We start from the raw sequence: 14,155 nt of genomic DNA, 5'->3' as shown, positions 1-14,155 counted from the left end.
CGCCGGGGCTCCGCTCATGAACCGGGAACCGTGCAGGCCCGAGGCCGTCAGGCGTCCGCCGCCCTCGACACCGCGGCGGCCTTGGGAGCGCGGCTCGCGTCGACGCCGGCCTCCTTGCGCTGCTCGGGCGTGATCGGCGTGGGGGCGGCCGTCAGCGGGTCGAAGCCGGAGGCGGTCTTCGGGAAGGCGATCACGTCACGGATCGACTCGCCGCCCGCCAGCAGCATGCAGATGCGGTCCCAACCGTAGGCGATGCCTCCGTGCGGCGGCGGGCCGTACTTGAACGCCTCCAGCAGGAACCCGAACTTGCTCTCGGCCTCCTCCTTGGAGATGCCGAGCACCTCGAAGACCCGCTGCTGCATCTCGGCACGGTGGATACGGATCGAGCCGCCGCCGATCTCCATGCCGTTGCAGACCATGTCGTAGGCGTACGCCAGGGCCTCTCCAGGGTGATCCTGGAAGTTGTCGGCCCATTCGGGCTTCGGACCGGTGAACGGGTGGTGCACGGCCGTCCAGCCGGTCTGGCGGCCCACCTCGTCGAGCACCGGCTCGAACATCGGCGCGTCGACCACCCAGAGGAAGCTCCACTGGGACTCGTCGATCAGCCCGCAGCGGCGGCCGATCTCCAGGCGGGCGGCGCCGAGCAGGTCGCGCGAGGCCGACGGCGCCCCGGCGGCGAAGAAGATCGCGTCACCCTCGGAGGCGCCGGCCTCGGCGGCGAGCCCGGCGCGCTCCTTCTCCGAGAGGTTCTTGGCGACCGGGCCGCCCAGCTCGCCCCCCGGAAGGACCAGGACGTACGCGAGGCCGCGGGCACCGCGGGACTTGGCCCAGTCCTGCCAGGCGTCCAGCTCCTTGCGGGTCTGGGAGGCCCCGCCCGGCATGACGACCGCCCCGACGTACGGCGCCTGGAAGACGCGGAACGTGGTGTCGGCGAAGTAGCCGGTCATCTCGGTCAGCTCGCAGCCGAAGCGCAGGTCGGGCTTGTCGGAGCCGAAGCGGTCCATCGCCTCGCGGTAGCTCAGCCGGGGAAGCGGCGTGGGCACCTCGTACCCCACCGTCTCCTTCCAGATGCGGCCGATCAGCGCCTCGCCGAGCGCGATCACGTCGTCCTCGTCGACGAACGACATCTCGACGTCGATCTGGGTGAACTCCGGCTGCCGGTCGGCGCGGAGGTCCTCGTCGCGGAAGCAGCGCGCCAGCTGGTAGTAGCGCTCCAGCCCGCCCACCATGAGGAGCTGCTTGAACAGCTGCGGCGACTGCGGCAGCGCGTACCAGCTGCCGGGCTGCAGCCGCACGGGCACCAGGAAGTCGCGGGCGCCCTCGGGGGTCGACCGGGTGAGGTCGGGCGTCTCGACGTACACGAAGCCCTGCTCGTGCATGACCTCGTGGGCGAGGTAGGTGGCGGTCGAGCGGACCCGCAGGGCCTGGGCGACCTGCTGGCGGCGCATGTCGAGGTAGCGGTACTTCAGCCGCGCCTCCTCGGAGATCCCCCCGCCGCCCTCGATCGGGAACGGCAGAGGCGCGGACTCGCTCAGCACCTCGACCTCCGAGGCCACGACCTCGATCTCGCCCGTCGGCAGGTCGGTGTTCTCGTTGCCCTCGGGGCGGGTGCGGACCTCTCCTGCGATCCTGACGCAGTACTCCGAGCGGAGGTCGTGCGCGTGGTCCTCCTCCCGGAAGACCACCTGCGCGGAACCGGACGCGTCGCGCAGGTCGATGAAGACCACGCCGCCGTGGTCACGGCGTCGTGCCACCCACCCGGCCAGCGTCACCTGCTGGCCGGCGTGCTCCTTGCGCAGCGATCCGGCGGTGTGCGTGCGGATCATTTGTTCAGTTTCTCCTTCAGCGTCGTGACGATCTCGGCGAGTGGCACGGCGGTCTGCTCGCCGCTTGCCAAGTCCTTCACCTGGGCGGCGCCCGCGGCGATGTCCCGCTCGCCGAGGATCACCGCGTACGTGGCCCCGGAACGGTCGGCGCCCTTCATGGCGCCCTTGAGCCCCTTGCCGTCGAAGGCCATGTCGGCCGCCACACCGGCCGCGCGCAGCTCGTGGACGAGCCTGAACACGCGCCTGGCGGCCTCCTCGCCGAGCGGCACGCCGTACACGGCGACGCGGGGGGGCGCCTCGCGCGCGAGGTCCTCGGCCTCGACGGCGAGGATGATGCGGTCGACGCCCACGGCGAACCCGATGCCGGGCAGCGGCGGGCCGCCGATGTCCTCCGACAGCCCGTCGTAGCGACCGCCTCCGCCGATGCCCGACTGGGCGCCGAGCAGCGGGTGGTCGAACTCGTAGGTGGTGCGAGTGTAGTAGTCGAGGCCGCGCACGAGCCGGGGGGTGTCCTCCCAAGGCACGCCGAGGTCCTCGAGCAGCGAGCGGACCCGGTCGTGGTGGGCCTTACAGGACGCGCACAGGTGGTCGGTGATCAGCGGGGCGTTCTCGACCTGGGCCTGCACCTCGGGGCGCTTGTCGTCGAGCACCCGCAGGGGGTTGATCTCGATGCGCGCCCTGGTGGCCTCGTCGAGGTCGAGCCCGCGCAGGAAGTCCTGGAGGGCGGCGCGGTAGGCGGGGCGGCACTGCTTGCATCCGAGGGTGTTCAGCAGCAGCCGCACCCGCGTCAGCCCGAGTGCCTGGTAACCCGACCAGGCGACCGCGATGGTCTCGGCGTCGACCGCGGGGTCCTCGGTGCCGATGGCCTCCACGTTGAACTGCTGGAGCTGGCGGTAGCGGCCCGCCTGCGGGCGCTCGTAGCGGAACGCCGGGCCGGTCGTCCAGAGCTTCACCGGGAGCTGGCCGTTGTGCAGGCCGTGCTCCAGCGTCGAGCGCATCACCCCGGCGGTGAACTCGGGCCGCAGCGTGATCGAGCGGCCGCCCCTGTCGGCGAAGGTGTACATCTCCTTGGTCACGACGTCGGTCGACTCGCCGACGCCCCGGGCGAACAGCTCGGTGTCCTCGAAGACGGGAACCTCGATATAGGAGTAGCCGGCGTTCGCCGCCGCGGTGGAGAACGCCTCGCGGACCGCGAGGAAGATCGCGGAGCGCGGTGGGAAATATTCGGGTACGCCCTTGGGCGCCTGAAAGCTCATTACAGTCCCCTGGTTGGACCTGCGAACGGCACTGCCTCAGCAAGATACGGGTTCGTGGCTCGTTCGCGGCCGATCGTCGTGTGTGGTCCGTGACCGGGCAGCACCGTCGTGTCGTCCGGCAGCGTCAGGCAGACGCCGCCCAGGCTGCGCAGGATGGTCTGGTAGTCACCGCCCGGAAGATCGCTGCGGCCGATGGAGCCGGCGAACAGCAGGTCTCCCGAGAACATCACACGCTCCTCGGGAAGCCTGAACGTCACCGACCCCCTGGTATGGCCGGGAGCGTGGTCGACGGTGATGGCCATGCCCGCGATCTGGAGCACCGCCCCGTCGGACAGCTCGCGCACGTCGTCGGGCTCGGTGAAGGTGAGCCCGCCGAAGAGCTGCTGGCGCGCCAGGAGCGACAGGCCCTTGCCGGGGTCGGTCAGCAATTCGCGGTCCTCGGGGTGGATCCACGCCGGCACGTCGCGCGCTCCGCAGACCGGCGCGACCGACCACACGTGATCGAGATGACCGTGCGTGAGCAGCACGGCGACCGGCTTCAGCCGGTGCTCGCGCAGCATGTCGTCCAGGCCCGCGACAGCGTCCTGACCTGGGTCGACGATCACGCACTCCTCGCCCGCGGCGGGAGCGACGACGTAGCAGTTGGCCTGGAAGGAGCCTGCGGGAAAGCCGTCGATGAGCACGGAAACGGTCCTCGGTGTGATCGATCTCGTCAAGGAAAGCGGATGGGAATGTAACCGAAGGGTACCGGTGCGGGTCGCCGGGCTGCGAACCATTGCCGGTTGGCCGATACGATTCGCCCACTCCATAAAGGTGGCGGTCGTCCAGCGAGGCGACCAAACAGGATCAACTCGGACAGTCGGGAGGGCACAGCGGTGGCGACCGGCAAGGACCGTCAAAAGCAGCTGGCACGAGAGCATTACGAACGGCAGATGCAGCGGCGCGCCGAGCGGCAGGTCCGCACGAAGCGCATGGCGATCTTGGGCACCAGCCTGGGCGTGCTAGTCGTGGTGGGCGGCATCTTCACGGCCGTCGCGGTCATGAGCGGCGGAGACTCCAAGACAGCGGCGGCTACGGCATCGACCCCGCCCGCGGCGTCGTCGGCGCCCCCGTCCGCGGGGCCCCAGCCCAAGCCGTACGACGCGGCGGCCGGCACGTGCGACTTCGTCGCCGACAGCGGCGGCGCGCCGGCGAAGGACGTGGGCCTGCCCCCGGCGAAGGCCGACAAGTCCGCGAAGACGATGACGATCGGGACCAACCACGGCGACATCGTCGTGAGCCTGGCCGCCGACAAGGCTCCCTGCACGGTGAGCTCGTTCGCCTACCTCGCCTCGAAGAAGTACTTCGACGGGTCGAAGTGTCACCGCATGGGGCCCGCGAGCTTCCCCATGCTGCAGTGCGGCGACCCGCTGGCCAAGGCGGACGGCAAGAACCCCACCGACGGCCAGGGCGGCCCCGGCTACCGCTTCGCCGACGAGAACCTCGACGGCGCGAAGTACACCCGCGGGGTGGTCGCCATGGCCAACAGCGGGGCCAACACCAACGGAAGCCAATTCTTCATCATCTTCGGTGACCTCCAACTCCCCCCGAACTACACCCCGTTCGGTACCGTCACAAAGGGGCTCAAAATCCTCGACGATGTGAGCAAGAAGGGCGTCCTGCCCGGGGGGATGGGCGACGGCTCGGGTGCTCCCAAGGACCCGGTCGAAATCAAACACGTGACAATCTCTGGCAAGAGCTGACGTAATACAACCAAGGACGCATAGCGTCCTGGAGGCTGATTCGAGTGCGGGAGGACACGGTGAGCACCGACCCGTGGGGCCGGGTAGACGACGACGGCACCGTCTACGTTCGTACGGCTGAGGGAGAACGGGCCGTCGGGTCCTGGCAGGCCGGTGAACCGGAAGAGGCCCTCGCCTACTTCCACAGGAAGTACGACGAGCTGGCCACGCAGGTGGAACTGCTGGAACAGCGGGTCCGTGGCACCGACCTGCCACCCGCCCAGGCCGAGGCGACGATCGTCAAGCTGCGCGAGTCCATCACCGAGGCGCATGCCGTCGGGGACCTCGCGGCGCTGGAGGGCCGCCTCGCGGCCCTCACCGACCTGGTCGGCAAGCGCCGTGAGGAGGTGAAGGCCGCCCGTGACCAGGCACGCGCCCAGTCGCGGGAGATCAAGGAACGCATCGTCGCCGAGGCCGAGCGCATCGCCGAGGACACCACCCACTGGAAGTCCGGAGGCGAGCGGCTGCGCCAGCTCGTCGAGGAGTGGAAGGCCGCCGAGCGCATCGACCGCGTGACCGAGGCGGCCCTGTGGAAGCGGCTCTCCGCCGCCCGCACGGCCTTCGCCAAGCGGCGAAAGTCCTACTTCGCCGGGCTGGACGAGCAGCGCGAGTCGGTGCGCAGCATCAAGGAGCGCATCGTCAGCGAGGCCGAGGCGCTGTCGAGCTCGACCGACTGGGGCGAGACGGCGTCGGCCTACCGCGAGCTCATGCAGCGCTGGAAGACCGCGGGCCGGGCCTCCCGCGAGGCCGAGGACGACCTGTGGACCCGCTTCAAGGGGGCCCAGGACCAGTTCTTCCAGGCCCGCTCCGCGGTGTTCGCCGAACGCGACGCCTCGCTGCGCGAGAACGCCGAGGCCAAGGAGCAGATCCTCGCCGACGCCGAGCGCATCCTGCCGGTGACCGACGCCCGCGCCGCGCGGGCGGCCCTGCGCGGCATCCTTGAGCGCTGGGAGTCGGTCGGGGCGGTGCCGCGCGAGGCGAGGGACAAGCTGGAGGGCGGCCTGCGGCGCATCGACGAGGCCGTGCGCAAGGCCGAGGAGGCCGAGTGGAAGCGGTCGAACCCCGAGGCCCGCGCGCGGGCGCAGAACACCGTCGACCAGCTGCGCAGGTCGATCGAGCAGCTGGAGAGCCGCCTGGCCAAGGCCACGGCCGCCGGCAAGGACAAGGACGTCAAGGAGGCCGAGGAGGCCATCGCCGCCCGCCGCTCCTGGCTGGAGGAGGCTGAGCGCACCCTCGCGGAGTTCTCCTGACGTCGCGGGCGCTCCCGGTTCCGCCGTGCGGGGACGGCGGACGGGCTCGGCCATTCCCGGCAGTGCGCGCGGGAAAGGCGGACGGGCGGGCGGAGGAGCCCGGCCACTCCCGGTAGTGCGTGCTGGGAAGGCGGGCGGTCGAGCCCGATCTTCCCGGCCGCGCGCGTGCGCGCCCACGGCCGGGGACGATCAGTTGGTGACGCGATAGACGTCGTAGACGCCCTGGATGTTGCGCACCGCCTTCAGCACGTGGCCCAGATGCTTGGGATCGCCCATCTCGAAGGTGAACTTGCTGACCGCCGTGCGGTCGCGGGACGTGGTGACCGAGGCGGACAGGATGTTCACGTGCTGGTCGGAAAGCATGCGGGTGACGTCCGACAGCAGGCGCGGCCGGTCGAGCGCCTCCACCTGGATGGCCACCAGGAACACCGAGTCGTCGCTGGGCGACCAGCTGACCTCGACCAGGCGGTCGGGCTCGGCCCTCAACTGCTCGATGTTCGGGCAGTTGAGGCGGTGCACCGACACCCCGTGACCCCGGGTCACGAAGCCCACGATGTCGTCTCCCGGCACCGGGGTGCAGCAGCGTGAGAGCCGCACCCAGACGTCGGAGTCGCCCGCCACGATGACGCCGGCGTTGGTGCCGGTGCGCGGCCGGCCCCGCAGCTTGGTGGGCACGGCGGCCTCGGCGATGTCCTCCTCGGCGCCCTCGACCCCGCCGAGCGACTGCACGAGCTTCTGCACGACCGCCTGGGCGGCCGTGTGACCCTCTCCGACGGCCGCGTACAGCGCGGAGACGTCGGGGTAGCGCAGGTCCCTGGCGAGGGCCAGGAGGCTCTCTCCGGACATCAGGCGCTGCAGCGGGAGCCCCTGCTTGCGCATGGCCCTGCCGATGGCCTCCTTGCCGGCCTCGATCGCCGTCTCGCGGCGCTCCTTGGAGAACCACTGGCGGATCTTGTTGCGCGCCCGGCCGCTCTTGACGAACTTCAGCCAGTCGCGGGAAGGGCCGGCGTCGGGCGACTTGGAGGTGAAGATCTCAACCGCGTCGCCGTTGCTCAGCCGCGACTCCAGCGGCACCAGGCGCCCGTTCACCCGGGCGCCGATGCACCGGTGCCCGACCTCGGTGTGCACGGCGTACGCGAAGTCGACCGGCGTGGCGCCCTCGGGCAGCGCGATCACCTGGCCGCGCGGTGTGAAGACGAACACCTCCGACACCGACAGGTCGAACCGCAGCGACTCGAGGAACTCGCCGGGGTCGGCGGTCTCCTTCTGCCAGTCGAGGAGCTGGCGGAGCCAGGCCATGTCGCCGGCGGACTTCATGCGGGCCCCCGCCGGCCCGGAGATGCCCATCTCCTCCTTGTACTTCCAGTGGGCCGCCACGCCGTACTCGGCGCGGTGGTGCATCGCGCGCGTGCGGATCTGCAGCTCCACCGGCTTGCCCTCTGGCCCGATGACCGTCGTGTGCAGCGACTGGTACATGTTGAACTTGGGCATCGCGATGTAGTCTTTGAACCGGCCGGGCACGGGGTTCCATCGCGCGTGGATCGTTCCGAGCGCGGCGTAGCAGTCGCGCACCGTGTCGACCAGCACGCGGATGCCCACCAGGTCGTAGATGTCGTCGAACGCCACCTCGCGCGCGATCATCTTCTGGTAGATCGAGTAGTAGTGCTTGGGCCTGCCCTTGACCGCCGCGCGGATCTTGGCCTCGCGCAGGTCGGCGGAGACCTTCTCGATGACCTCCTGCAGGAACAGGTCGCGGCGCGGGGCGCGCTCGGACACCATGCGGGCGATCTCGTCGTAGCGCTTGGGATAGAGCATCCCGAACGCGAGGTCCTCCAGCTCCCACTTGATGGTGTTCATGCCGAGCCTGTGGGCCAGCGGCGCGAAGATCTCGAGCGTCTCGCGGGCCTTCTGCTCCTGCTTGTGCCTCGGGAGGTAGCGCAGGGTGCGCATGTTGTGGAGGCGGTCGGCGAGCTTGATGACCAGCACCCGGATGTCGCGGGACATCGCCACGACCATCTTGCGCACGGTCTCGGCCTGGGCCGCGTCGCCGAACTTGACCTTGTCAAGCTTGGTCACGCCGTCGACGAGCAGCGCGATGCTCTCGCCGAAGTCGGCGCTCAGCTCGTCCAGGCCGTACGCGGTGTCCTCCACGGTGTCGTGGAGGAGCGCGGCGCACAAGGTCTCGTCGTCGGTGCCGAGCTCGGCGAGGATCGTCGCGACCGCGAGCGGATGGGTGATGTACGGATCACCGGACTTCCGCTTCTGGTCGCGGTGGTGGTAGGCGGCGACGTCGTAGGCACGCTCGATCAGGCGCAGGTCGGCCTTGGGGTGCGTGGCCCGGACCGTCTTGAACAGAGGCTCCAGAACCGGATTCATCGCGCCACCCCATTGCCCCCCGAACCGGGAAAGCCTGCGGCGTACGGCAGGCGCCGGTTTCTCGTCCGTGCCTGCGGACATGGCTAAACCCGTATCGTCCGCGGGCGCGGAAACCGGCTCAGGGGTGTCGGTCACTTCGGGCAAGGCCACATCACGGGGCACTCAGACTCCTCACGTCGAGTCCAGATTCTCCAGTGTATCCACGCTGGGGGCACCGACCTCGCGGGAGAGGATCAGACGACCACCAGCGCGCGTACGTCGACGTCGCCCAGACGGTCACGGCCCTTGAGGAAGGCGAGCTCCATCAGCACGGAAACGCCCACGACCTCGGCGCCTGCACGGCTGACCAGCTCCACCGTCGCCCGGGCGGTGCCGCCCGTCGCGAGCACGTCGTCGACGATGAGCACGCGGTCGCCAGGGGCGAACGCGTCGCGGTGCACCTCGATGACAGCGGAGCCGTACTCCAGATCGTAGGACGCTTCGAGCGTCGCGGCAGGGAGTTTGCCCTTTTTACGGACAGGCACAAATCCAGCGCCCGCCTTGCAGGCGACCGGAGCGGCCAGGATGAAGCCCCGGGCCTCGATGCCGACGACCTTGTCGACGTCCAGTTCGTCGGCGAGCGCGTCCACCACGGCGGAGAACGCGGCGTGGTCGCCGAGCAGCGGCGTGATGTCCTTGAAGACGACACCGGGCTGGGGATAGCCGGGCACGTCCCTGATCCTGCTGAGGATCGTCGTGGTCAGGTCGGTCATGCGGGGGTCCCTTCCAGGCGGCACGCGAAGCGCCCCCGTGATACCAGTGAGATCACGGGGGCGTCGCGGGAGGTGCTGTCTATCGCTTCTTACGCTTGCTTCCGGCCACCGCGCCGTTCGCCGAGCCCGCCGAGCCCGCCGAGCCCGGGGAGCTGGCGGCGGCCGCCGGCTCCTTGCCCTTGCCGGAGGTGACGGCGTCCTTGACGGCCGAGCCGCCCTTGGTGGTGGAGAGGCGCTTGGCAATCGCCAGGTACTTCGGCTCGCGCTCCTTGAGGAGCACGAGCAGCGGGGTCGCCACGCACAGCGAGGAGTACGTGCCGACGATCATGCCGACGAACAGGGCCAGCGACAGGTCCTTCAGTGTGCCCGCGCCGAACAGCGTGGTGCCGATGAACAGGATCGCCGCCACCGGCAGGATCGCGACCAGCGAGGTGTTCAGCGACCGGATCAGCGTGTGGTTCAACGCGTTGTTGGCCGCCTGCGTGTAGGTCATCTTGGAGGTCGTGCCGAGCTTGGCGGTGACCTCCTTGATCATGTCGAACACGACCACCGCGTCGTACAGCGAGTAGCCGAGGATCGTGAGGAAGCCCAGCATGGTCGCCGGGGTCACCTCGAACCCCGACCAGGCGTAGACGCCCGCGGTGATGACCAGGTCGTGGATGAGCGCGACCACCGCGGCCAGCGCCATCTTCCACTCGAAGGCCAGCGTGAGGTAGAGGATGATCGCGATCATGAACACGATCAGGCCGATGATGGCCTTGTTGAGGACCTCACCGCCCCACGTGGCCCCGATGATCTGCTTGCTGACCTCGTTGCCCGGAATGTTGTACTTGTCGGAGATGACGTTCTGGACCCGGCTGACCTCGCTGACCGGAAGGCTCTCGGTGGTCACCCGCCAGCGGGGCCCGGCCTCCTGGACGATGACCTGGTGGACGCCCGCGTCCTCGACCGTGGACCGCACGTCCTGGATGGAGGACGACGGCGGCTTGGCGAAGCTGAAGACCGAGCCACCCTTGAACTCCACGCCGAGGTTCAGGCCCTGGAAGACCAGACCGACGATGGAGATCAGCAGAAGCACCCCGGACAGGCTGGACCAGAGCCTGTAGCGCCCGACGAAGTCGATGTCGACCTCGCCGCGGTACAGACGGCGCCCGATCACGCCGATGCGCGACATCAGCCCTCCTGCGTAACGGTCGTGCGGGCGTCGGACGACTCGCGGCTCATGCGCTCGGCGTCCAGACCCGACAGCTTGTGGCCCTTGGCGAAGAACGGCAGCTTGGCCAGCATCGCGACGAACGGCTTGGTGAACAGGAACACCACCATGACGTCGATCAGGGTGGTGAGCCCCATGGCGAAGGCGAATCCGGCCACGCCGCCGACGGCCAGGAAGTAGAGCACCAGAGCGGCGATGAACATGACCGCGTCGGCGATCAGGATCGTGCGCCGGGCGCGGACCCAGGCCACCTCGACGGCCACCCGGAGCGAGCGCCTGCCTTCCTTCATCTCGTCACGCATGCGTTCGAAGTAGACGATGAAGGAGTCGGCGGTGATGCCGATCGAGACGATCAGGCCGATGATGTGCGGCAGCGACAGGCGGAAGTTGGCGTTGTGGCCCAGCAGGACCACCGCCTGGTAGGTCAGGATCGTGGCCACCGAGAGGCTCGCCACCGCGACCAGCCCGAGACCCCGGTAGTACAGCAGGGAGTAGACCACGACCAGGATGAGGCCGATGCCGCCCGCCAGCAGGCCGCCCTGGAGCTGGTCGGCGCCGAGCGTGGAGGAGACCTCCTCGATCGAGCTCTGCTGGAACTTCAGCGGCAGCGCGCCGTACTTGAGCTGGTTGGCCAGGTCGGTGGAGGTCTTCTGCGTGAAGCTGCCGGAGATGCGGGCCTGGCCGCCGGGGATGGGCTCCTCGATGACCGGAGCGGAGATGACCACGCCGTCGAGCACCATGGCGAGCTGGTTGCGCGGCTGCGGGGCGCTGGTGATCTGCCCGGTGACCTGCGCGAACTGGCTGGCACCCTTGCTCTTGAAGTTGACCGAGACGATCCACTCGCCGGTGGTGGAGTCGACGCCGGAGGTGGCGCCGGAGACCTCGGTGCCCTTCACCGCGGCCTTCTCCAGCACGTACTTGGCGGCGCCGTCGTCGCTGCAGGCGGCGATCTGCTTCTCGGGGTCGTCCTGGACGCCCTGGCCGCGGTCCTTCTTGGTGCAGTCGAGGGTCTTGAACTGCTCGGCCACGGCGGGGTCGACGCCGGTGAGGTCGGCACCGGCCAGCGGGTCCTCGGCGGCGGGGGCGCTCGGCTGGGCGCTCGGCTCGCCGGAGGCCGCCGAGGAGCTCGGCTCGGGGGTCGGCTTGCCGCTCGGCTTCGCCTTGTCGCCCGAAGGCGCGGGCGTCGGGGCGGTCAGCGCCGAGGACAGCGCCCGGCCGGCGGGCGTGCCGCTCGGCGCGGGGTTCGCGGTCGACGACGGCTGGGTCGAGGAGGCCGGCTTCGAGGAAGCCTTGCCCGTGGGCTCCGGGCTTCCGCTGCCGGACGGCGCCGGGGTCGCGGGCGCGGTCGGCAGCTTGCCGGGCACGGCGTTGGCCGCGGCCACCGCGAGCACTTGACGGAAGCGCAGCTCGGCCGTGGTGCCGACGGTCTTGACGACCTCGTCGGTGCCCGCGCCGCCCACGGAGATGACGATGTTGTCACCCGACTTGGCGACATCGGCGTCGGCGAGGCCGGTGCCGTTCACCCGCTCGCGGATGATGTTGACGGCCAGGTCGAGGCTCTCCTGGGAGGGAGCCGCGCCGCTCTGCGTGACCGGTGACAGTGTCACCGTGGTCCCGCCGGCGAGATCGAGTGCGAACTTCGGGACGAATGCCTTCTGAAGAAGCATCGTCGCGCCCATGGCGAGGATGAGTGCCAGGAGCGCCAGGAGCACGCGTCCTGGCCTACTCTGGCTGCTGGTCGATGGGGCCACTGGTGGTCAGTTCTTTCGTCAAGGGGTTTGCGGTGAGCCTACTCAGGACTTCTGGTTAGTCGAGCCCTCGTCGCCCCTGTGCTCAGGGGTGTCGATCACCGTCTCGTCGGTGACGGTGTCCCGGACGCCTTCTCCATTGTCCACCGTCTCCTCCTCCACCGGCGTCAGCACGCGGCCGATGGCGGCCTTGGTCCACCGGGTCTCGACGCCGGGTGCGATCTCCAGGATCACGTCGTCGTCCTGGATTGCGGAGACGGTGGCGAACAGACCGGTGGTGGTCATGACACTGGTGCCCGGCGTGAGGCTGCTCTGCATCTGCGCCTGCTCCTGCTGCCGCTTGCGCTGCGGGCGGATGAGCAGGAAGTAAAAGACCACGACCAGCAAGATCAGTGGCACGAACGATCCAAGGCCCTGCACGGGGCTTCCTTCCGGTTAAGAACTGACCGGCCTGGCGCCGGATGTCTGGCGACGATCGGCACGGCCACACTCTGATCATGTCAGCGTACACAGCCAGCCAAGCCACGGAGTTTAGGCGAGCTTGTCAAACCCCGGCAACGAACCCACGCTCCGGCACGCTGGAAAGTTCCCGTTGTCACCGATCTGTGACCAGCCGATACAGCAAGCTTGAAACTTTCACCCGTCGTCGGCGGACAGTTCACACGAGCGCCGCCAGAGCAGGGCGCAAACCGGGGCGCACGGCCCGTACCAGCGGGGACGGCGAGCGCGGGGCGAAGGGGCCACCGGAGATCGCTGTAAAGTCCGCCAGTCAGGAAGGACCACGGAGATCGCGGCGACGCCCGGCCGGGGCCCGTATCGGCCGCCGAGCACCGAGACCGAATTGTCGCGAAGTTCCGGCTTCACGAGGCCCCTCAAGTGATCGTCAGGTCGTCGCCGCGCCCGGATCGTCGAAGAGCATCGGGTGGGCCATCGCGCCGAAGGCGTCCGGCGGAGGCGTGAGGCCGAGGTGGGCCCAGGCGGACGCCGTGGCGACCCGCCCCCGGGGGGTGCGGGCGAGCAGGCCCTGCCGTACGAGGAAGGGCTCGGCGACGACCTCGACGGTCTCGGGCTCCTCCCCCACGGCCACGGCCAGCGTGGACAGCCCGACGGGACCGCCCCCGAACTTGCGCAGCAGGGCGCCGAGGACTGCCCGGTCGAGCCGGTCGAGCCCTTCGGCGTCGACCTCGTAGAGGTTGAGCGCGGCCGAGGCGATATCTCTGGTGATCAGGCCGTCTGTGCGGACCTCGGAGAAGTCGCGGACCCGCCTGAGCAGGCGGTTCGCGATGCGAGGCGTGCCGCGGGACCGCCGCGCGATCTCGTGGGCCCCCTCCTCGGGAAGGTCGAGGGACAGCAGCCGCGCCGAACGGCGCAGCACCTGCTCCAGCTCGTCGACGTCGTAGAAGTCCAGATGGGCGACGAAGCCGAACCTGTCGCGCAGCGGCGCGGGCAGCAGGCCCGCGCGGGTGGTGGCGCCCACCAGCGTGAACGGGGCGATCTCCAGCGGGATGGCGGTGGCACCCGGCCCCTTGCCGACCACGATGTCGACCCGGAAGTCCTCCATGGCGAGGTAGAGCATCTCCTCGGCCGGGCGTGCCATGCGGTGGATCTCGTCGATGAACAGCACCTCGCCCTCCGACAGCGTCGAGAGGATCGCCGCGAGGTCGCCCGCCCGTTCGAGCGCGGGCCCGGAGGTCAGCCTGAGCGGCATGCCGAGCTCCGCCGCGATGATCATGGCGAGCGTGGTCTTGCCGAGCCCCGGGGAGCCGTTCATCAGCACGTGGTCGGGCGGCCGGTTGCGGCGCAGCGCGCTTTCGAGCACCAGGGACAGCTGCTCGCGCACCCGCCCCTGGCCGATGAACTCGCCCAGCCGCTTGGGACGCAGCGCCGACTCGATGGCCTGCTCGTCGCCCTCGGCGTCCGGCGACACAAGATCTCTCTCCAGGCTCATACGTG

Annotated in this window: 11 protein-coding genes; 2 read left to right on the top strand and 9 right to left on the bottom strand. The window is 69.7% G+C overall.

The window, feature by feature from the left end; translation table 11 throughout:
• Positions 1-47 precede the first annotated feature (47 nt).
• From aspS to ACOZ38_RS16080, 3 genes are read right to left on the bottom strand one after another with little or no spacing between them, the layout of a single operon-like run.
• Positions 48-1,826, bottom strand: coding sequence for an aspartate--tRNA ligase (gene aspS, locus ACOZ38_RS16090; protein WP_424531505.1), 1,779 nt, complete (start codon positions 1,824-1,826; stop codon positions 48-50).
• On the bottom strand, positions 1,823-3,082 hold the full coding sequence (hisS, locus tag ACOZ38_RS16085; RefSeq protein ID WP_405147626.1) for a histidine--tRNA ligase: 1,260 nt from the start codon (positions 3,080-3,082) through the stop codon (positions 1,823-1,825). The genes aspS and hisS overlap by 4 nt, the downstream gene beginning before the upstream one ends.
• A complete protein-coding gene (locus ACOZ38_RS16080) occupies positions 3,082-3,765 on the bottom strand; it encodes an MBL fold metallo-hydrolase (RefSeq protein WP_405147625.1) in 684 nt (227 codons plus the stop codon). Before ACOZ38_RS16080 ends, hisS begins: the two co-directional genes overlap by 1 nt.
• 192 nt (positions 3,766-3,957) lie before the next feature.
• Here ACOZ38_RS16080 and ACOZ38_RS16075 point away from each other — a divergent pair, with 192 nt between their 5' ends.
• Positions 3,958-4,824 (top strand): peptidylprolyl isomerase, encoded by an 867-nt coding sequence (locus ACOZ38_RS16075; protein ID WP_424531502.1) that lies wholly within the window; start codon positions 3,958-3,960, stop codon positions 4,822-4,824.
• Positions 4,825-4,883: 59 nt separating this feature from the next.
• On the top strand, positions 4,884-6,113 hold the full coding sequence (locus ACOZ38_RS16070; RefSeq protein WP_424531501.1) for a DUF349 domain-containing protein: 1,230 nt from the start codon (positions 4,884-4,886) through the stop codon (positions 6,111-6,113).
• A gap of 189 nt (positions 6,114-6,302) precedes the next feature.
• On the opposite strand, the gene ACOZ38_RS16065 is transcribed toward ACOZ38_RS16070, so the two are convergent.
• The 6 genes from ACOZ38_RS16065 to ruvB form a co-directional block, all read right to left on the bottom strand.
• Positions 6,303-8,489 (bottom strand): RelA/SpoT family protein, encoded by a 2,187-nt coding sequence (locus tag ACOZ38_RS16065; protein WP_424531499.1) that lies wholly within the window; start codon positions 8,487-8,489, stop codon positions 6,303-6,305.
• 233 nt (positions 8,490-8,722) lie between these two features.
• Positions 8,723-9,241, bottom strand: a complete 519-nt coding sequence (locus ACOZ38_RS16060) for an adenine phosphoribosyltransferase (protein ID WP_424531497.1) — start codon at positions 9,239-9,241, stop codon at positions 8,723-8,725.
• Between the two features lie 79 nt (positions 9,242-9,320).
• A complete protein-coding gene (gene secF, locus ACOZ38_RS16055) occupies positions 9,321-10,415 on the bottom strand; it encodes a protein translocase subunit SecF (RefSeq protein WP_424531495.1) in 1,095 nt (364 codons plus the stop codon).
• Positions 10,415-12,166 carry a protein translocase subunit SecD gene (gene secD / locus ACOZ38_RS16050; RefSeq protein WP_424531493.1) on the bottom strand — a complete coding sequence of 584 codons (1,752 nt, stop codon included), beginning with the start codon at positions 12,164-12,166 and terminating at the stop codon, positions 10,415-10,417. The genes secF and secD overlap by 1 nt, the downstream gene beginning before the upstream one ends.
• Positions 12,167-12,247: 81 nt before the next feature.
• Positions 12,248-12,601, bottom strand: a complete 354-nt coding sequence (yajC, locus tag ACOZ38_RS16045; protein ID WP_405147612.1) for a preprotein translocase subunit YajC — start codon at positions 12,599-12,601, stop codon at positions 12,248-12,250.
• Between the two features lie 484 nt (positions 12,602-13,085).
• Positions 13,086-14,150, bottom strand: a complete 1,065-nt coding sequence (ruvB, locus tag ACOZ38_RS16040; protein WP_424531491.1) for a Holliday junction branch migration DNA helicase RuvB — start codon at positions 14,148-14,150, stop codon at positions 13,086-13,088.
• Positions 14,151-14,155: the final 5 nt, after the last annotated feature.

The organism is Sphaerisporangium viridialbum, from assembly GCF_049674955.1.
GTDB classification, from domain to species: domain Bacteria; phylum Actinomycetota; class Actinomycetes; order Streptosporangiales; family Streptosporangiaceae; genus Sphaerisporangium; species Sphaerisporangium viridialbum.
This window is presented reverse-complemented; position numbering and strand designations above follow the sequence as displayed.

Excerpts from the sequence above, each read along its gene's own strand:
- aspS (WP_424531505.1), bottom strand. The coding sequence starts at position 1,826 with ATGATCCGCACGCACACCGCCGGATCGCTGCGCAAGGAGCACGCCGGC.
- hisS (WP_405147626.1), bottom strand. The coding sequence starts at position 3,082 with ATGAGCTTTCAGGCGCCCAAGGGCGTACCCGAATATTTCCCACCGCGC.
- ACOZ38_RS16065 (WP_424531499.1), bottom strand. The coding sequence starts at position 8,489 with ATGAATCCGGTTCTGGAGCCTCTGTTCAAGACGGTCCGGGCCACGCAC.
- ACOZ38_RS16060 (WP_424531497.1), bottom strand. The coding sequence starts at position 9,241 with ATGACCGACCTGACCACGACGATCCTCAGCAGGATCAGGGACGTGCCC.
- secF (WP_424531495.1), bottom strand. The coding sequence starts at position 10,415 with ATGTCGCGCATCGGCGTGATCGGGCGCCGTCTGTACCGCGGCGAGGTC.
- ruvB (WP_424531491.1), bottom strand. The coding sequence starts at position 14,150 with ATGAGCCTGGAGAGAGATCTTGTGTCGCCGGACGCCGAGGGCGACGAG.